Below are 18,354 nucleotides of genomic sequence, written 5' to 3' on the forward strand. Positions count from 1 at the left end.
ATTCACAGGATGTGAATCGCTTTTTTATGTTGAAGGGCCGGCTGCCGGTCAGCGCCCTTCGGCCGAATCGGCGAACGCCTGCCTCCAGGCCGCTTCGTGAAAGCCGGCCAGCAGCCGGTCCGGCCAGACGAGCATCGGCGTTTTGATCAGATCCGGCGCCGCTGTCATCGCGTTCGCCAAGGCCCGAAGGGAGAGGCCCGCGGCCCGCGTCTTCAAACGGGCCGCACGATAGGCCGCTGCCTTCGTGTCGAGCAGCCGGCGATAGCGCGGCCCGGCCCGCTCGAGCAGCGCAAGGCTTTCCTCCCGGCGCAGCGGATCCGCCGCCACATCCCGGCGCAGCACCTCGCGCTCCCGGCAAAAGGCCCGTGCCCGGGCATCCTTTGCTCCGCCGCGACCGACGATGAGCAGCGGCCGCATTTTGGTCAGATCTTCCCAATCGAAGCGGTACTGTAATGCCGGCACGAGATGGCGCGCATCCCCCACATAATCAACAGTAACGTTTAAATCCTTGTCGAAGGTAAACTTTGAAACCGCCACATTGGCGAGCACCCATTCCCGCATGGCCTCCGCCGGGATGCCCGCCGCATAGTTGAGCCAGGTTTGAATGGCAAATCCGTGGGAGGCGATGGCGATGGTCTTGCCGTGATAACGCCGCACGATGCCCAGCACCGCGTCCCGCACCCGGTTATACACCTGGGCGCCGCCTTCGCCGCCGGGGGACACAAGTTTTCCGGGCGCATTTTTGGCCGCCGCTGCAAAGTTCGGAAAAATCACACTCACTTCCTGCATGGGCCGCCCTTCGACGATGCCGAAGTCAATCTCCTTCAGGCCGGGATCCACCACCACCGGCACATCATGGTCCTGGCCGGTTAGCACATAGGCCAGCGTCTGACGCGCCCGCTTCAGCGGGCTGGTCGCCGCCACGTCGATGGGAATCGCCTTAAAATAATCCGTCAGCAGGGCACCCTGCTTTTCGCCCAGGGCGTTCAGCGGAGCGTCGATCACGCCCTGCCACCGACAAGCCACATTATAATCCGTCGTGCCGTGACGCACGAGATAAACGGTCGTTGGCATCCTTCTCCTCCTTCACTGCTTATTTTAACCTCACTATAGCGAATCCCCGCGGGTTTCGCAAGAAAATTATCCTTCCGCGGTTGCCGCTGCCACGTAAAAAAGACCCGATCGCGAACGTTCAGGTCTTTGGGATAGGCGATGGCGCTTCTGAATTTACACCCGCATAACCGACAGCTTCACAGCGTGGCCGTTAAGATCGAAGGCTTCTTCGCCGTCGCCGGCCGTCAGGCGTTCTGCCAGCGTTTCCTTTTTAATGAAGGCGTCGTGGGTTTCAAGGGCCGCGGCGACCTCCGTGTCCGCCGTGTAGGTGATCGCGATGTGATCTGTCACGTTAAAATCGTGGTTCTTGCGCATCTGCTGCACCTTGGAGACGCATTCCCGGGCGATGCCCTCAGCGATGAGCGCCGGCGTGAGGGCCATGTCGAGGATCACGAAGTGCCCGCCGTCGGTCTGCACGTCAAAGCCGTCCTTGGCCGCAATGCGCACGTCCACCATTTCCGGGGTGACGGCGATGGTGTCGTCGCCGACGGTGACTTCATAGGCTTCGCCGGCTGCCGTCGCCGCCACCAGCGCCGCCGCATCCACTGTGGCCATGGCCTTGCCGAGGAGCTTGACCTTGGGCCCGAGGATGGGCCCGGCCACCTTGAAGTTGGGCTTGACTGTGTAGTTGATGAATTTACCAAGGTCGTCCTCGAAGTCGACGGTCTTGATGTTGAGCTCTTCCTTCAGCAGATCCGTCAAATCGCCGAGCACCGCCTGGTATTTGCCGTCGACGATGACCTTGGACAGCGGCTGGCGCACCTTGATGCCTCCGTCTTCCCGGGCCGAGCGGCCGAGGGAGACCAGATCCCGCACCAGATCCATCGGCGCTTCCACATCGGCGTCAATGAGGGCATCATCCGCCGCCGGATAAGCGGCCAGATGCACCGATTCCGCTCCCGTGAGATCGCAGTACATCTCTTCGGTGATAAAGGGCGCAAAAGGCGCGCAAAGCCGACACAGCCCCTCGAGCACCTCATAGGTCGTGCGGTAAACGGCCTTTTTGTCCGCGTTCATTGCCGACGCCCAGAAGCGGCGGCGATTGCGGCGGATATACCAGTTGGACAAATCCTCGTTCACAAAGTTCTGGATCAAGTGCACCACGGCGTTGTGGTTGTAGGCATCCATTGCGGCGGTCACCTCCCGCACCAGTCGATGGTATTTGCTGAGAATCCAGCGGTCGATCACCGGGCGCTCGGCCACCGGCGCTTCAAAGGCGTCCCCGGCCAGGGCGTCGGCGTCGATGCCGTCGGTGTTAGCGTAAAGCGCGAAGAAGGCATAGATGTTCTTGAACGTATTGAAGAACTTGGAACGCACTTCTTTCAGGCCCTCTTCGTCGAAGCGGGTGGGCGTCCAGGCCGGACTGACATACATCAGATACCAGCGCAGCGCGTCGGCGCCGTATTGGTCGAAGAGCGCGAAGGGATTGACCGTGTTGCCCTTGCTCTTGGACATCTTCTGCCCTTCGGCGTCGAGCACCAAATCATTGACCAACACATTTTGATAGGGCGATTTTCCGGTGATAAAGGTGGAAATCGCGAGCAGCGAATAAAACCACCCCCGGGTCTGGTCGATGCCTTCACAGATGAAGTCCGCCGGGAACTGATCGGCCCAGACATCCTTGTTCTCGAAGGGATAATGCTGCTGGGCAAAGGGCATCGAGCCGGAATCAAACCACACGTCGACGACGTCCGGCACGCGGCTCATGCGCCCGCCGCAGTCCGGGCAGGTCAGGTGCACGTCGTCCACGTAGGGACGGTGCAGCTCGATATCGGCACTGATATCCTCAATGGCGCGGTCGGCCAGCTCCCGGCGGCTTCCCACCGAGGTGGTGCAGCCGCAGTCCGGATCGTCACAGCGCCAGATGTTAAGCGGTGTTCCCCAATAACGGCTGCGGGAAAGGGCCCAGTCGTTGAGGTTTTCCAGCCAATTGCCGAAGCGCTTTTCGCCGACAAATGGCGGGAACCACTTGACGCCGTTGTTATTTGCGATCAGCTTGTCCTTGAGCTTGGTGATTTCGATGTACCAGCTGGGCTTCGCGTAATACACCAGCGGCGTTTTGCAGCGCCAGCAATGGGGATAGTTGTGTTCGACCTTTTCCTTCTTGAAGAGCGCGCCCTGATCCTTCAGCCATTTGATGATCTCGATATCGAGGCCCTCTTCCATCACGAAATGCCCCTGCCACGGCGTCGCCGTGTATTTGCCGTCGAGGCCCACGGGCTGGAGCACCGGCAGTTTGTAGCGGCGGCCGACCTGATAGTCGTCTTCCCCGAAGGCCGGCGCGATGTGGACGATGCCCGTACCGTCGTCGGTGGTGACATAATCGGCGCAGGTCACAAAATAACCCTTGCCGCGCGTCGGTTTCACAAAAGGCATGAGCGGTTCGTATTCGAGGTATTCAAGATCTTTGCCTTTCATTTCGGCCAGCACCTCGTAATCCTCTCCAAAGAGCTTATCCGCCAGCACCTTCGCGCAGTAAAACACCGTGCCCCGGCTGTTCACTTTCACATAATCCGCTTCCGGATTGACGCAAAGGGCGACGTTTGCCGCGAGGGTCCAAGGGGTTGTCGTCCAGACGAGGAAGTATTCGTCGGCGTCCCTGCGCTTGAAGGCGACGATGACCGTGTTGGTCTTGATCATCTGGTAGCCCTGGGCCACTTCGTGGGAGGCCAGCCCCGTGCCGCAACGCGGGCAATAGGGCAAAATCTTGTGCCCTTCGTAGAGGTAGCCCTCTTCAAAAAACTCGTTGAGGATCCACCATTCGGACTCGATATAGTCGTTATCGAGGGTGATATAAGGGTGGTCGAGATCGATGAAATAACCCATGCGGCGGGTGAGCTCGCGCCACTGCGCTTCGTAGGTGAACACTGACTCCCGGCATTTTTTGTTGAAGGCCGCGATGCCGTAATCCTCGATTTCCGGCTTGCTGTAGATGCCGAGCTGCTTTTCCACCTCGATTTCCACCGGCAGACCGTGGGTGTCCCAGCCGGCCTTGCGCAGCACGCGGTGACCGCGCATGGTCTGGTATTTGCAAACCGAGTCCTTCAGGGTTCTGGCCAGCACGTGGTGAATGCCCGGCTTACCGTTGGCCGTCGGCGGCCCTTCAAAAAAGACAAAATTCTCGTCGTCCGCGTGGACGTCGATGGTTCTGTTCAAAATATCCATGGATTCCCATGCCGCCGCAATCGCGGTTTCCACCGCCTTCACCGGTTCCTTGGATAAATCCGAAAATGCTCGTGTCATAATGCCTCCTCAAGTGACTGTGATGATCGCGCTCCTGCGCGCTGCCAAAATAAAAAATCCCTTCTGCCAATCCAAAAGGATTGCGCAAAGGGACGATAATGACAATTGCCTTACCGCGGTGCCACCCGCATTGGTGTTTAAACACCCGCTTCATTTAAAAGATTAACGGCTTCCCGGACCGCCCTGTCCCATTCGCAATGCGTTCAGGCGATCAGCTCCGGAGTGATCCGAGCCTTCTGCGTTTTAGCTGTCTTACACCGCGAGGACAGCCTCTCTAAAAAACGCGGATGAAGGTTCCGTCTCCTTCTCTGCTTTTGATGGTTACGCTGTATTGTAACATTTTTCAAAAAAATTGCAAGCAGCAAATGATTATTTCATCAAGTTTCATGTTACGCTCCGTTTCATTGGTTTTTCTAAATCCTTTGAACAAGATTTTATCTGCCGCCGCCGGCAAATCGTGTTATAATAAAAATATCATTCTGTAACCATAATGCACAAAAAGAAGGAGGTCCACACATGGGAAGACTCAAGGGAACCCAGACCCTGAAAAATTTAATGCAGGCTTATGTCGGCGAATCGCAGGCGCGCAACCGCTACACCTTCTGGGCGTCTAAAGCGAAAAAGGAAGGCTTCGTCCAGATCCAAAACATCTTTTTGGAAACCGCCGCCAACGAAAAAGAACACGGCGAAGTGTTCTACAAATACATCGCCGAAAGCGAGCTGACCGGCGGCGAAGCGCTCACTGTTCCGGTGGACGCCGAATTTCCGGTGGCCATGTCCGCCTCGACCTATGACAATCTGATGAATGCCGCGGCCGGCGAGAAGGAAGAATGGTCGGAGCTCTACCCAACCTTTGCCGCCGTCGCCAAGAAGGAAGGCTTCGACGATATTGCCGAAAGCTTTATCCGCATCTCTGTGGCCGAACTCGCCCACGAAACCCGCTACAAAAAACTGGCCGCCAACCTGAAGACCGGCAAAGTGTTTAAACGCGAGGGCGACGACATCAAATGGAAGTGCGGCAACTGCGGCTACATCTTTGAAGGGCCGGAAGCCCCGGAAACCTGCCCCGCCTGCAAGCATCCCCGGTCTTATTTCGAACTCTTTGTCGAAGCTTATTAAAGCGTTGAAACGTCTCATCACGGGGCGTTTTTTATCAGCCATCCCCTTTGCCGATACCGCTTATCCAAGCGTAACCGTCCAACCGAAAGGAGACGTCCATGCATTTGAATATCCACACCGACGATCAGGCCAAGCAGAAAAGCTTTCGCTACGAACTGGAGCTTTCGACCGCGGCCATCGTCACGACCACCGCGCTGACCTGCGCCGCCTTCACCGCGGTGATGATTATCCACCTGCTGACCCGTGATTGACGTGATTGAACCTTCTCATAGCGCAAAAAAGAACGCCTCATGCGAGACGTTCTTTTTTAATCGGCAAACCTCAAAACAACCATTGGGCCGATGAACCCCATCGGCGCCCGCCGTTTTGCAAGCCTTCAAAACAATAATGACAATAGCAGACGACCTTCTCGCGTCCGAAAACTTTGCAGTAATCCTGCATGATCGCCCGCTGCTCTTCCAGGGTGTAAGGTTCGAATTTGCCGGCAGTATCTCGGGCGTAGTGTGCGGGTGCGAGTCTGGGATTGCAGGGCGGCTGCAGCCGGCAAAGGGAATTGCCGCAAAAATCCGCCTGCTCCCGGCCTTCGGCGCCTCGGCCCACCGCAGGTGCAGCTTGCCTAAAATGGTCCGGACGGCTTCCTGCTCAGCCACATGCTTGCGGGAGCGCCCGCTTCGGCCGATTCACCGTCAGATAAAAATTATGCTCGGCCACACGCTTGCGGGAGCGCCAGCAATCCTGAAGCACCGCCTGTCTGCCGTGAAAATCCGGGAAATCAAAATCAGGATCGGCCGCAATGGCTTCCCAAATTGAAAACACACCCACCGCCGGTTTGGTCTCTTCGATGATGTTCAGGCAATTGTGACAGCTGGAATAAACCGCATCTCCCGGCTCAAAATCGGCGCTGTGCGGCAGCACCTGCCAATCCCCGCGATAAGCCGGATGCATGCGCGTTTCAAGTTCGCGGATTTTATACCCCGGAACGCAACAGCGCATTACCGACATGCCCAGACTCCTGGCATAGGCCTGGACTTTGGCGCTCAGCGCCGGGTGCTTTTCCGTGAAGACACAGCAGTATTTCATGACTTCTTCGCCTCCTTTGGGACTTCAGCGGCTGCGACTTGTGAGGCCCCTCCTCATAAAATTTTAACCACCGCCTCCCGGGCTTTGCGCTCGCTGTGGCGCGGCGACGGGACTGCATCTTTCGCGGGGACGCCCACCGGGAAAATGGCCACCAATTCATATTCCGCCATCTCCGGACATAATGTTTTGAGCTTGGGCGCATCAAAATTGCCCACCCAGGTAGTGCCCAGGCCGGCACTGGCCACCGCCAGCATCAAATGAGTGGCCACAATGGTCGCATCCACCTGCGCGAAGTTAAAGCCATCCTCTTTTGTCCAGGCGTCCGACGGCTTGCCCCCCACCACAAAGAACAGGCCGGCGCCAAACGTGCACTTCGTCACTTCGTGAATTTGGGCCTGGGCCGCTTCACTCTGCATCACCCAGATGCGATAGGGCTGGTTGTTTTTAGCCGTCGGTGCGGCTGTTGCCGCGACGAGCAGCGCTTCAATCTGTTCTGCCGGAATCGGCGTGTCAGTCAGCTGCCGACAGGAATAACGCTTTTTTGATAAATCTAAGAAATTCATCATAAACCTCCTCATAGCTATTTGATTTTAGTTTGATTATACCACCTTTTCTTTAATCTTTAATGCAATCAAAAAGTCGGGCATATTTGCCCGACACCTCCGCATGGATAACCCATTATTATGCTGCTCGGTTTTTAATCAGGGCGACGATGGCCATCACCGCGCAAATCGCGCACCAGCCGGCCCAGATATAAAGATCGCCGTAGCTGCCGGCCCCCGCGAAGCCGGTTAACGCCGCGATGCCGAAGAGCACGATCAAGGCGATGCCGCCGCCTTTTTTAACGCTGCTCCGCGTCGCGATGGACACGATGCCGCCGGTCAGCATCATGATGGCCAGGAGCACGCCGGCCGATCCGCCGACTTCGCCATTGGCCTCCAACGCGTTGCTCATGCCCGCGGCGCAGGACTGAAACAAAACGAATAAGACCAACACAATCGATAAAATTCCCGATACCAATTTCCAAGTTTTCATAAAATCACCTTTCTCTTTTCTATTTCAAACCAATTTGTGCTTTCGAAATCACTTTGTCATTCTGGAATGAGACGGTCATATTAGCGCCTAAATCTTCCCCTTCCCAATCATAGATTTTAACTTCCATTGTGATGCCTCCTGCCGACACATTAGACGATCCTTGCTCCGTGCCGTCAAATCCCATAATGGCCTTCACTTGGGCATAGCTCATATTGTTTTGAATTTTATTGTATTTATCCATCGTCGCGACGGCTTTTTTCTTCGGTTTTGTCGATGCCGCTTGCGTCTGGCCGCTCTCAGAGGCCGTGCTTTTCGATGCGCTGCTCTTTTTAGAAGACGATGAGCCGCCGTCGCCCCCGCCGCCTGCAAGCCCGATGATTAAAAACAGCGCCACAACCCCGAGGATGATCCACTTGGCCCTGCCCTTTTGCTTGGCGCCGCAGCGCGGGCACACCTTAGCCCCCCTGACCATCACCTCACCGCAGTGCCTGCAGGTTTTGGTCTTGCCCGATGGCTTCACCCGCGGCGCCTTTGCCGGATCATCCGGCTGTTTTTTAGGCCCTGCCTGCGAGTCCCCTGCCAGAGCCTCCAAATCAAACACCACTTCCGCGCTTTTTGCCATGGCGTCCAGGCGCTTCTTTGCATAAGCCGCTTCTTGGGTTTCCGGCATGCGGTCGATCACCGCCTGATAAAACCGCCGGGCCTTATCATCCCGCCCCGATGCCTCATACTGCTTGGCGCGCTCCAAAACATCTTTCGCTGTTGCCATTTTCGCCTCCTGGTGTAATAGATTACTTCCATTATATATATATATATATAATCAAGTATTTTTTAAGATACTTTTTCGACGCTTTCGATTCTTAGGATAAAAGATTTTTCCCCAGTGATGGTGTGCGCGCTGCACACAAATGCCGGCTGCCGTCATCCGCACGCAAAAAAACAGCGGCCGAAGCCGCTGCGCCCATTATTTTATAAAACGACCGTTCATCAGTCCGATTTGATTAAACGCCGCACCGACATTGAAATGCAGCTCGTCGTGATGCTTCACCGCAACGCCGTTCCGATCAAATCCTCCGACTTGATTGTCTGCACGCCTTCGCCAATAGCTTAGCCGCGCACAACTAAAAAATCGCCGCCTCCAGAATCACGAACCCGAGGATCCCAGCCAATGGCAGGACCGCGCTGTAACCCAAAACGGCCAGAAGCCGCTGCCACCAAACGGTGCTGCTGCGCCAGGGCAGTCGGCGGGTCCCCGGCAGCCAGGCAAAAATTATTTCGAGCATCCCGAGCAAAATGATTGTTCCGCCGATGCGGTTAAACCACAAATGCCCTGCCGTTTTAGCCCCTTCAAACGTCGAAGTCAAACCGCCCGCAATGGCCAGCGCATAATAGGGCAGGGCAGCCGCCATTTTCATCGGTGTGACCGCGGGCATCGGCAGCGACCGCCACCACAGACGCCTGCGAATCGCTGTCTGCAGGGCCGCCACATCCGGATAACGATCTTTCGGATCCATCTGTGTGGCTTTGTCGGCGATTTTCTGCCAAATGGGCGCCTCGGGAAAGAGGGCGCGGATCAACATCCCCACACCAAACACATCGGTGCGCGTATCCGATGCGCCAAAGCCGTATTGCTCCGGCGCCGCCGCCCCTTCGGTGCCCAGAAGCACCGTGTCCCGCGCTTTACCTGCGCGCACCTGCTTGGCCGCGTCATAATCCACCAGCACAGCCCGGCCCTCCGGCGTCACAATGATATTGGCCGGCTTCACATCCCGATGAACAATGGCCGGGCTGGCTTCGTGCAGAAAAATAAGCCCGGCGCAGACATCCGCAATCACCTGCGCTTTCGTCTGCGGATCCAGCTCCGGCAGGCAATCGGCCAAACTGCGACCGGCCGCATAAGTCTCAATCACCGTCAGGCTACCGTCTTCCTCCTGCCAGTAACTTTTGACCCGGGCCAGATTCGGATGCGGATGGGCCTTTAAATAAGCATAAACTTTTTCATTATAGATCCGGAGCCGCTTCTGCAGCAAAAGCGCGTCCGTCGTCTCGTCGATGAGCAGGATTTGCCCCGTCGCCTCAAAATGATATAATGGTTTATAGAAAGATTGTTCGCAGCGCGTTCGTCTGTCCATTACAGTCCCCCGTTTTCCTTTGTCATTACCGGCTGCTTCTCTGCCGTGCAGCCGTCTGAATGCTTTTTATTGTAGCACCAGGAGATGCCCTTGTCCAAATCACCTTTATCCAAGCCCACCGCAGAACTGCTTAATATTTTAAATTCGGCCCAAAGCGCCGATACCCTCGAGACCTATCTGGACGATCTGGCGGATGGGCACGGCTCCTTTGCCGATTACTACACCGCACTGCCGGCCGTGCGCGCGCTAAGCCCCCGCACGCTGATCGAGCGCAGCGGCATCGAACGCACCTATTTTTACCAATTGTTGAACGGTCGGCGCAGACCCGGCCGGGACAAAATCATTGCGCTTTGTCTCGCGGCCCATCTCGATTTGACCGCCACCCAGCGCGGTCTTGAAATCGCTCAGGCCGGTGTGCTTTATCCCAAAAACCGTCGGGATGCCATTTTGATTTTTGCCGTTAAAAACCGCCTGAGCCCTCTTGAAGCCAACGAACTGCTCGATCAGTTTGGCGAGATTCTGCTCAATTGAAAAACTATTCACGCGTCTAACGTGTGATTTTTGGCATACAAAAACAGGCGGCGCTACCGTTGGTAGCGCCGCCTGTTTTTATTTTGGCTTTCTCTCATTCATCTTCAGAAATCAAGCCGGCTGCTTTCGCTTCTTTCGTCAACTGTTCTCTGAAATCCGGATGGGCGATCGCGATCGATGCCTTGGCCCGCTCCTTGATGGACTTGTGGTACAAATCGGCCACACCGTATTCCGTCACCGCATACATTACGCAGGAACGCGGCGTTGTAATCGCCTGTTCCTCGGGCAGAGTATCGAATAAAAAATAAGCGTGCGCGTGGTAAGTTTGGAAATGGTCTCAGCCCTTTCAAAAATTGTGAAACGGCTGAGACCATTTTATTTTTTTGCAAAAAGGCAGAAATGCTCTTGACTGTTTTTATGGCTCATAACCTGCTAAGATAAAATCACAAAAGAAAAACAATCGAAAACGGCTGAAAGAAAAAATAAAAATCGGAGGAGCGATCATTTATGATTTGGGAAAATTTAAAAAAAGATTTAATTCTGACAGATCTGGACGCGAAAACGCCCGACGACGTCTTTGACAAAATGGGCGGCCTGCTAACCGAAAAAGGTTATACCAAAGCGACTTATGTGCAGGCGCTTAAAGACCGGGAACGGGACTACCCGACCGGACTCAACATCGAAGGCATCGGCGTGGCGATTCCGCACACCCCTGTCGAGCACGTCAACAAAGCCGCGACGTGCATCGCCGTTTTAAAAAATCCGGTGACCTTCATCGAAATGGGGATGGACGACGAAGTTCCAGTGAAGCTGGTCTTCATGTTGGCGGTTGTCGATCCGAATGCCCATATCGACGATTTGACCCAGATCGTCGCGATCATTCAAGACAAAAACGTAATGGATGCTCTGACATCCAGTCAAAATACGGAAGAAATGATTGATATCATTCGGCAAAAAGAGAACGATCTGGCAGCAGAGAAAGCCAGTGCCTGAACGCTCGTGACGGGGAGGAGATAACAATGTTAAAAGCATGCGCATTTGTGATTAATTATATTGTCGATATGGGCGCGTCCGTGATGCTGCCCGTCGTCATCGCGATTTTAAGCATCGTCGTCGGGGTTAAAGTCGGCAAGGCCATTCGGTCGGGGCTGATGATCGGCGTTGGTTTCGTCGGATTAAGCTTGATTGTTAATTTGATGAATGACAATCTTGGCCCGGCGGCTAAGGCCATGAGTAAGAACTTTGGGTTAACGCTGTCCGTCGTCGATATCGGCTGGCCGGGCGCGTCGCCGATGACCTGGGCCTCCAATATCGCCACCGTCGCGATTCCGGTGGCCATCGGCGTCAACATCTTAATGCTGATTTTAAAATTAACCCGCACCGTCAACGTCGATATCTGGAATATTTGGCACATGGCCTTCACGGGCGCCATTTGCTACACTGTGACCGGAAGCTTTGGACTTGGGATTCTCGGGGTCGTCGTTCACGCGGTGCTGGCCTATAAACTCGGGGATTTGTTTGCGCCGATCGCAACGGATTATTTTGAAATTGAAGGTCTGACCGTGCCCCACGGAACGTCCGTGGTGATGATGCCCTACGCTTCGTTTGCCGACTGGGTATTCGACAAAATTCCGAAGGTGCGTGACATCGACGTGTCTGCAAACACATTACAGGAAAAAGTCGGCGTGTTTGCCGAACCGGTCGTCATCGGCTTTATTCTCGGAACCGCGATTGGTTTTCTCGCGGGCTATCCCGTCAACAAGGCGCTGCCGCTCGGCGTTAATATGTCAGCGGTCATGGTTTTAATGCCGAAAATCGTCAAGTGCATCATGGATGGCTTAATGCCGCTATCCGAACGCGCCAAGGAAATCATGAACGAAAGGTTCCAGGGCGAACAGTATTACATCGGTCTTGATCCGGCCATCTTACTCGGCGATCCGACCGTTGTCACCGCGGGGCTGATCTTCATTCCGTTAACTTTGCTCATCGCCGTCATCGTGCCGGGCAACCAGGTCCTGCCCTTCGGCGATTTGGCAACGATCGGTTTCTTTATCGCCGGCGCGGTCGGGATGCACAAGGGCAATTTGTTCAGAACGCTGTTCTCCGGTTCGCTGATCATGTTTGTAACGATTTGGATTGCCAATCAAACCGTGGGCTGGATGACCAAAATGGCGCACATGACCGGAACGTTAACGGGTAAAGGCTTTGTTGCTGCGCTAGACCAGGGCGGCAACCCGATCTCTTATGTTTATACGAATCTCGTCAGCGGACAGAATTTAATTCCGACACTCGTCATCGGCGCGACGTATATCGGCTGCTGGCTCTTCACGATCCATCAATCCAAACAGCGCGCGGCGGCAATTAAGCTTGCGGAAGAAGCGGAATACGAAGAATACGAATAAAAGCGATACAAATTAAGGAGCGATATCATGTGCAAAACAATGAAAGCGAGCGTTGTTCACGCCAGAGAAGATTTGCGTTACGAATCGATTGAAAAGCCGGACCCGAAAGCGGATGAAGTTCGCATCAAAGTTAAATACACGGGGATTTGCGGCAGCGACGTCCCCCGGGTGAATGCAGACGCCTGCCACTTCTTCCCGAATGTGCTGGGTCATGAATTTTCAGGAATTGTCGATGCGGTCGGCGACGGCGTTAAAGATTTAACGCCCGGCGACCGCGTGGCCGGGGTGCCGCTGGTGCCGTGCATGGAATGTGAAGACTGCCAGCAGGGGAATTACTCCTTGTGCAAACACTATAGCTTTATCGGCTCGAGGCAGTTCGGCAGCTTTGCAGAATACGTGGTGGTTCCGGCCATCAATGCGGTTAAGTTCGACGATAACGTCAGCTTTGAGCAGGGGGCCTTCTTTGAACCGGCAACGGTCGCGCTTCACGGCCTGAAGCGGGTGCCCTATGCCGGCGGCAAGACCGTCGCAATCTTAGGCGGCGGCACCGTCGGGATGTTCACCATGCAGTTCGCCAAGATTTACGGCGCGAAGGAAGTCGTCGTGCTGGACATTATCGACGAGCGGCTGGAACTGGGCAAACGCCTCGGCGCGACAGCAGGCATCAATACGACAGACGAAGACTTTATGGATCAGGTGATGGCGTTAACCGGCGGCCGCGGCTTCGACTATGTTTTCGAAACGGCCGGCAACACGGTTACCATGAAGATGGCCTTTGCTTTGGCGGCCAATCGCGCCAATATTTGCTTTATCGGGACGCCGAAAAAAGAATTGACCTTCACAGTGGATGAATGGGAACAAATGAATCGGAAAGAATTCACGCTCACGGGTTCGTGGATGTCCTATAGTGCCCCTTTCCCCGGTTACGAATGGGAAAATGTCGCCCATTTCTTTACGACCGGCCAGCTTAAATTTGACGATTCGTTTATTTATAAAAAAGTGCCGCTGTCGGAATTGGCACAAGCCTTCGAGTGGTTCAAGACGCCGGGACTGGTTAAAGGGAAAGTTCTGGTCGACAGCGAAAAGTAAGAAAAGCATTTCCAAAAAAGTGAAAAGTTCTTGACTGTTAAAAAATTGAAAACGTGATACACTAAGATTAAAGAAAGACAGCGTATCATAAAAATAAAATGAATGAAAGAGAAGGAGTTTAAGACCATGAAGAAAAAAGTGATTGTTGCTTGCGGCGGCGCAGTGGCCACATCGACCATTGCAGCGAATAAAGTTTTAGAACTCGGTAAGAAAAACGGCATCGATATTGAGATCTGCCAATGCCGAATTTCTGAAATCCCATCGAATTTAGATGGCGCTTGCCTGATCGTGCCGACATCAAAGGTCAAACGAGACTATGGGATTCCGCTGATCACTGGGATGCCGTTTATCTCCGGTGTCGGTGTCGACAAAACCGAAAAGAAAATTTTGAAAATATTAAAAGAAGCATAATTCAAAATCATATTCATTCAGCCTTTTGAGAGGGAATGCTCTCAAGAGGCCTTTTGTTGTATATGAAGATGGGGATGACGCATGAACAAAAGAACGATCACGATGATTTACAAGCTCAATCAGTCCAAAAATGAAACTTTAAAATCTTTAGCCGAGACCTTTGCCGTCTCGGAACGTACCATTCGCAACGACATTAAAACCATCAATGATTTGCTGGATGAAAATCATTTATCGCCGGTCAAAATCAAGAAAGGTCAGATTGAATTAAGCAACAATTTTTCGGAGATTATCCCGTTTCTATCGCCCAAAGACTACTATTCATACAAGCTATCAAAGGATGAGCGCAAAATGATCGCGGCTGCAATGCTGATTCATTCGGCTGGGTTTATCACGTTGGCACAGATTGCCGATCAATTATTTGCCAGCCGCGCGACGATCATCAGCGATTTGGATGACATCAAGGCGATGATTCACGACAACGGCTTGGAGGTCACCTCCCATCCCAATAAAGGCCTGCTGGTCGAAGGGGCAGAAAGCGTTAAAAGGCAGTGTTTATTCAAGCTGGGCGAGTACGAATTTTCCGAAGCGGTAACCGGCCAAAGGGTATCGCCGATGATTCAATTGCAGGCTGGAGACGCCATTACGATTCGCAAAATTTTAAACGAGCAATGCAAGGCAAGCCGTTTGTTTTTATCCGATAACTCGTTTATGCGGATTCAAAAATATCTTGGCATCATGATCAGCCGAAATTTACAGGGAGAATATATTGAACCACAGCATCATGGTAACGAAGACTTTGAAACCTTCGCGCGGGATATTTTAAGAAATATCGCACAATATTGTCATATTCGCACGACCGAAGACGAAGCCCATTTTTTATCAGACCTGCTGGGGCGCTGCCGCTATGTGCATAAGGCCGACTTTAATACGGAAGATGTTCGCATTCAGATCATTACACGGGAATTTATTCATAGTCTTTCTGAAGTGTTGGAGGTGCCGCTGGAAAATGACTATGATTTTTTCGAAAATTTATCAAATCATCTGCAATCCATGTATGCATCCGATTCATCGCAGTTTCCGGAAAACGCAGATCTCGAAACAATAGCGGCAAACCATCGAGACGTTGAAGAAGCTGTACTTGATTGTTTGGATATTTTAAAAAATTTTAATCCGCGACAATTAACGCGCGGCGAAATCACATATATCATTGTGCATGTTTGCGCGGCATTGGAGCGCAAGAAAAATCGTGAAATTGCGTTTCATGTGATTTTGGTTTGTCATGCGGGCATCGGTACGTCGCAGTTGCTTCTCGAAAAGCTCAAAAAGCATTTTAATTTTCAAATCGTTGACATCGTTTCGGCCCATGAAGCGCAGGATCTTGGTCAAAACAGGGCTGATTTTGTGATTTCGACGGTGCCGCTGCCCCATTGCCCGCTCGATTATGTTGTGGTTTCGCCGCTCTTTACCGACGAAGATTATCTGCGCGTCGGCAATAAGATCGACACCTTGCGCAACAGCCGGAATCTGCCGTCGCGGATTGAAAGCCAAACGGTCACCGCGAAAGGCGTTTTAGAAGAAATTCGACCGGTTTTGTACGACCACCTTGACCAGGACACGGCGCATCGTTTAATGCGGGACATCCGCAGGAGAGTGCGCAGTTATTTTGATCAGGTTAAGCGCCCGGAAGAAGATATCGTCGCGCCGTATCTGCATCAGCTTCTGCCGAAGGATCACATCCAGCTTGATGTTGAAGCGAGCGACTGGCGCGATGCGATTCAAAAATCGGCCGTTCCGCTGGTCAAAAACGGTTATATCGAACCGCGCTATATCGATGCGATGATTGCCAATGTTGAAGAAAACGGACCGTATATTGTTGTTTCTAAAGGCTTTGCCGTCCCGCACGAGGGGCTCGAAATGGGCAGTGTGCGCGTAGGCATGAATCTGATCCGACTTAAAACACCGGTGCCCTTTGGCGCAGACGAGCTCGACCCCGTGGAATTTGTCTGCACGATGAGCGCGGTGGATCACAAGACACATCTCAAAGCGTTTTTTAATTTAGTCAATATGCTCGGCGACGATCGCTTTCATCAGGCATTATTTGAGGCGAAAACGCCGGCTGCGGTGAACCGCATCATCGAACAATACGAACGGCAAACCTTGCAATAGCATCTTAAAAAAAACGACTCAAATCTTTTCACAGATTGTGAAAGAATTTGGGCCGTTTTATTTTTTTGCAAAAACGCCGTAAATCTCTTGACTGTTTTTAGACATTGCAGCGTGCTAAGCTTAAATCAGCAAGAAAGCTAAGGCAAAAAATCAGAACTGACAAAAGGAGGCAGATTGATGATCACGACTGTAACGTTGAACGCGTCGATTGATAAAGCGTATCACATGGATAGCGCCATCGTGGGCGGCACCGTGATGCGGGTTGCTCGGTGCCAAAACTCCGCCGGCGGCAAGGGGCTCAATGTGGCGCGGGTTGTGAAACGCTGCGGAGAGGCCGTGCAGGCGACGGGGCTTGTCGGGGGCTTTAATGGCCAGTATTTAGAATCGCTGTTAGACCTTGACGGCATCACCCATGATTTCGGGCGCGTCGCCGGGGAAACCAGAAGCTGCATTAATATTTTAGATCCAAAGTTTTCTTCGACGGAATTATTGGAACCGGGCTGTACCGTTTCAGAAGAAGCATTCAATTGCTATCTAAAAAAATTTAAAACGATCATTGACCATTCGCAAATCATTACCTTATCCGGCAGTGCACCGGCCGGGATGCCAAAAGATATCTACGCACGATTCATTAAAATCATCAAGGATGCCGGCAAAACCGCTTTCCTCGATGCCAGCGGCGAGCTGTTAAAGCAGGGAATCGCCGGCCAGGCTAAGCCGGATTTCGTGAAGCCCAATCGGGACGAAATACAGGCGCTGTTCAATGTGACACTCCGCAGTTTTGACGATGTTGTCTTCTATGCCAAAAAGATTTACGAGATGGGCATCGCTTACGTCGTGGTCTCCCTCGGCGGCGACGGGTCCCTCCTGGTTTGCAGCGACGGCGTTTATCAAGCTGTCCCGCCGAAGATCGACGTGGTCAATACCGTTGGCTGCGGCGATTCGATGGTCGCAGGCTTTGCCGTCGCCCTTAAAAATAAATGGGCCCCGCAAGAGGCACTTCGGTATGCGTCGGCCGTCGCCTCGGCCAACGCGTTATCGCCAAATACCGGCGATTTTAAACCGGAAGAGCAAAAGCAGATGATCAAAAATACAATGGTAAAGGTTTTATAAATTTAAAAAGGAGAACGATGATGTCATTGGTTACAACGAAAGAAATGTTAAAAAAAGCGCAGGTGGGCCGCTATGCGGTGGGTGCGTTCAATGTCGAAAACATGGAAATGGTGATGGCCGTGTTGGCGGCGGCAGAAGAAGCGCAGTCGCCGGTCATCATGCAGACGACACCGGGAACGGTTAATTACGCGGGTTTTGATTTTTATTATGCCAATGTGGCGGCCGCGGCCGCTCGAACGCATGTCCCCGTCGTGATGCATCTCGACCACGGGGACAGCTTCGAACGAGCCATGCTGGCCTATCGCGTAGGCTATACGTCGATCATGATCGACGGATCCAAACGTCCCTTTGAAGAAAATATCGCGCTGACCAAATCCGTCACGGACGCTTGCCACCCGGGCGGCGTGCCGATCGAAGGAGAACTGGGCCACGTCGGCGGAAAAGAAGACGATTTGGAAGGCGGCGATGCTCAAAATCCCTACACCGACCCGCAGGAAGCCAAAACCTTTGTCGAACGCACACAGGTCGATTCGCTGGCGATTGGCGTCGGCACATCCCACGGCGTTTATAAAGGAACACCGCAGGTGAAGGTTGAACGCGTCAGTGAAATCGCAGCGGTCATCGACACGCCGCTGGTGCTCCACGGCACATCCGGCGTTCCGAACGATCAGGTTGCGGAGTGCGTTAAGCGCGGGATCTGCAAGGTGAATTACGCCACCGATTTGCGGATCGCTTTCACAAAAGGGATCAAGACCTATATGCAAGAAGATCCGGAGGCCTTCGACCCGAAAAAATATGCCAAACGGGGCATGGAAGAAGTCAAAAAATACGTCCTGCAGAAGATGCAAGTCGTCGGTTCCGTTGGGCAGGCAAAATAAAATCAGACAAAAAACAGGCGGCGTTACCAGTGATAACGCCGC

General features: G+C 53.3%; 20 protein-coding genes. 11 read left to right on the forward strand and 9 right to left on the reverse strand.

What is annotated here, in order from left to right; translation table 11 throughout:
* Window positions 1-48: 48 nt before the first annotated feature.
* Both V3C63_RS04920 and ileS read right to left on the reverse strand, forming a co-directional pair.
* On the reverse strand, window positions 49-1,074 hold the full coding sequence (locus tag V3C63_RS04920) for a histidine phosphatase family protein (RefSeq protein WP_329886702.1): 1,026 nt from the start codon (window positions 1,072-1,074) through the stop codon (window positions 49-51).
* 153 nt (window positions 1,075-1,227) lie between these two features.
* A complete protein-coding gene (gene ileS, locus V3C63_RS04925; protein ID WP_329886703.1) occupies window positions 1,228-4,356 on the reverse strand; it encodes an isoleucine--tRNA ligase in 3,129 nt (1,042 codons plus the stop codon).
* A 516-nt stretch (window positions 4,357-4,872) separates the two neighbouring features.
* Between ileS and rbr the strand changes: the two genes are divergently transcribed.
* Complete coding sequence (gene rbr / locus V3C63_RS04930; protein WP_329886704.1) at window positions 4,873-5,475, forward strand: rubrerythrin; 603 nt, start codon at window positions 4,873-4,875, stop codon at window positions 5,473-5,475.
* 98 nt (window positions 5,476-5,573) lie between these two features.
* Window positions 5,574-5,726 (forward strand): hypothetical protein, encoded by a 153-nt coding sequence (locus V3C63_RS04935; RefSeq protein ID WP_329886705.1) that lies wholly within the window; start codon window positions 5,574-5,576, stop codon window positions 5,724-5,726.
* A gap of 70 nt (window positions 5,727-5,796) precedes the next feature.
* Here the strand turns inward: V3C63_RS04935 and V3C63_RS04940 are convergent, their stop codons facing one another.
* From V3C63_RS04940 to V3C63_RS04960, 5 genes are all read right to left on the reverse strand, one after another.
* Complete coding sequence (locus V3C63_RS04940; RefSeq protein WP_329886706.1) at window positions 5,797-6,075, reverse strand: hypothetical protein; 279 nt, start codon at window positions 6,073-6,075, stop codon at window positions 5,797-5,799.
* A 42-nt stretch (window positions 6,076-6,117) separates the two neighbouring features.
* Window positions 6,118-6,555, reverse strand: coding sequence for a hypothetical protein (locus V3C63_RS04945; RefSeq protein ID WP_329886707.1), 438 nt, complete (start codon window positions 6,553-6,555; stop codon window positions 6,118-6,120).
* Window positions 6,556-6,608: 53 nt separating this feature from the next.
* Window positions 6,609-7,118: a nitroreductase family protein gene (locus V3C63_RS04950; RefSeq protein ID WP_329886708.1), complete on the reverse strand. Its 510-nt coding sequence runs from the start codon at window positions 7,116-7,118 to the stop codon at window positions 6,609-6,611.
* Between the two features lie 118 nt (window positions 7,119-7,236).
* Window positions 7,237-7,590, reverse strand: a complete 354-nt coding sequence (locus V3C63_RS04955; RefSeq protein WP_329886709.1) for a hypothetical protein — start codon at window positions 7,588-7,590, stop codon at window positions 7,237-7,239.
* A gap of 19 nt (window positions 7,591-7,609) precedes the next feature.
* Complete coding sequence (locus tag V3C63_RS04960) at window positions 7,610-8,359, reverse strand: hypothetical protein (RefSeq protein WP_329886710.1); 750 nt, start codon at window positions 8,357-8,359, stop codon at window positions 7,610-7,612.
* A 114-nt stretch (window positions 8,360-8,473) separates the two neighbouring features.
* On the opposite strand from V3C63_RS04960, the gene V3C63_RS04965 reads away from it, so the two are divergent.
* Window positions 8,474-8,701 (forward strand): hypothetical protein, encoded by a 228-nt coding sequence (locus tag V3C63_RS04965; protein ID WP_329886711.1) that lies wholly within the window; start codon window positions 8,474-8,476, stop codon window positions 8,699-8,701.
* A gap of 10 nt (window positions 8,702-8,711) precedes the next feature.
* Here the strand turns inward: V3C63_RS04965 and V3C63_RS04970 are convergent, their stop codons facing one another.
* Window positions 8,712-9,722 carry a serine/threonine protein kinase gene (locus V3C63_RS04970; protein WP_329886712.1) on the reverse strand — a complete coding sequence of 337 codons (1,011 nt, stop codon included), beginning with the start codon at window positions 9,720-9,722 and terminating at the stop codon, window positions 8,712-8,714.
* Between the two features lie 90 nt (window positions 9,723-9,812).
* On the opposite strand from V3C63_RS04970, the gene V3C63_RS04975 reads away from it, so the two are divergent.
* Window positions 9,813-10,253, forward strand: a complete 441-nt coding sequence (locus V3C63_RS04975) for an XRE family transcriptional regulator (protein WP_329886713.1) — start codon at window positions 9,813-9,815, stop codon at window positions 10,251-10,253.
* Window positions 10,254-10,347: 94 nt separating this feature from the next.
* Here the strand turns inward: V3C63_RS04975 and V3C63_RS04980 are convergent, their stop codons facing one another.
* Window positions 10,348-10,542 carry an acetyl-CoA hydrolase/transferase C-terminal domain-containing protein gene (locus V3C63_RS04980; RefSeq protein ID WP_329886755.1) on the reverse strand — a complete coding sequence of 65 codons (195 nt, stop codon included), beginning with the start codon at window positions 10,540-10,542 and terminating at the stop codon, window positions 10,348-10,350.
* A gap of 218 nt (window positions 10,543-10,760) precedes the next feature.
* Here V3C63_RS04980 and V3C63_RS04985 point away from each other — a divergent pair, with 218 nt between their 5' ends.
* From V3C63_RS04985 to V3C63_RS05015, 7 genes are all read left to right on the forward strand, one after another.
* Window positions 10,761-11,246 (forward strand): PTS sugar transporter subunit IIA, encoded by a 486-nt coding sequence (locus V3C63_RS04985; RefSeq protein ID WP_329886714.1) that lies wholly within the window; start codon window positions 10,761-10,763, stop codon window positions 11,244-11,246.
* A gap of 26 nt (window positions 11,247-11,272) precedes the next feature.
* A complete protein-coding gene (locus V3C63_RS04990; protein ID WP_329886715.1) occupies window positions 11,273-12,655 on the forward strand; it encodes a PTS galactitol transporter subunit IIC in 1,383 nt (460 codons plus the stop codon).
* A 39-nt stretch (window positions 12,656-12,694) separates the two neighbouring features.
* Window positions 12,695-13,744: a galactitol-1-phosphate 5-dehydrogenase gene (locus tag V3C63_RS04995; protein WP_329886756.1), complete on the forward strand. Its 1,050-nt coding sequence runs from the start codon at window positions 12,695-12,697 to the stop codon at window positions 13,742-13,744.
* 126 nt (window positions 13,745-13,870) lie between these two features.
* The gene (gatB, locus tag V3C63_RS05000; RefSeq protein ID WP_329886716.1) at window positions 13,871-14,155 is read left to right on the forward strand and encodes a PTS galactitol transporter subunit IIB; all 285 of its coding nucleotides are present in this window, start codon (window positions 13,871-13,873) and stop codon (window positions 14,153-14,155) included.
* A gap of 81 nt (window positions 14,156-14,236) precedes the next feature.
* Entirely contained in the window at window positions 14,237-16,321 is a 2,085-nt protein-coding gene (locus tag V3C63_RS05005) for a BglG family transcription antiterminator (protein WP_329886717.1), read from the forward strand.
* Window positions 16,322-16,498: 177 nt separating this feature from the next.
* The gene (gene pfkB / locus V3C63_RS05010; RefSeq protein WP_329886718.1) at window positions 16,499-17,434 is read left to right on the forward strand and encodes a 1-phosphofructokinase; all 936 of its coding nucleotides are present in this window, start codon (window positions 16,499-16,501) and stop codon (window positions 17,432-17,434) included.
* Between the two features lie 20 nt (window positions 17,435-17,454).
* Complete coding sequence (locus V3C63_RS05015; protein WP_329886719.1) at window positions 17,455-18,312, forward strand: class II fructose-bisphosphate aldolase; 858 nt, start codon at window positions 17,455-17,457, stop codon at window positions 18,310-18,312.
* The last annotated feature ends 42 nt before the right edge of the window (window positions 18,313-18,354 follow it).

The organism is Pseudoramibacter faecis, assembly GCF_036289405.1.
Lineage (GTDB): Bacteria > Bacillota > Clostridia > Eubacteriales > Eubacteriaceae > Pseudoramibacter > Pseudoramibacter faecis.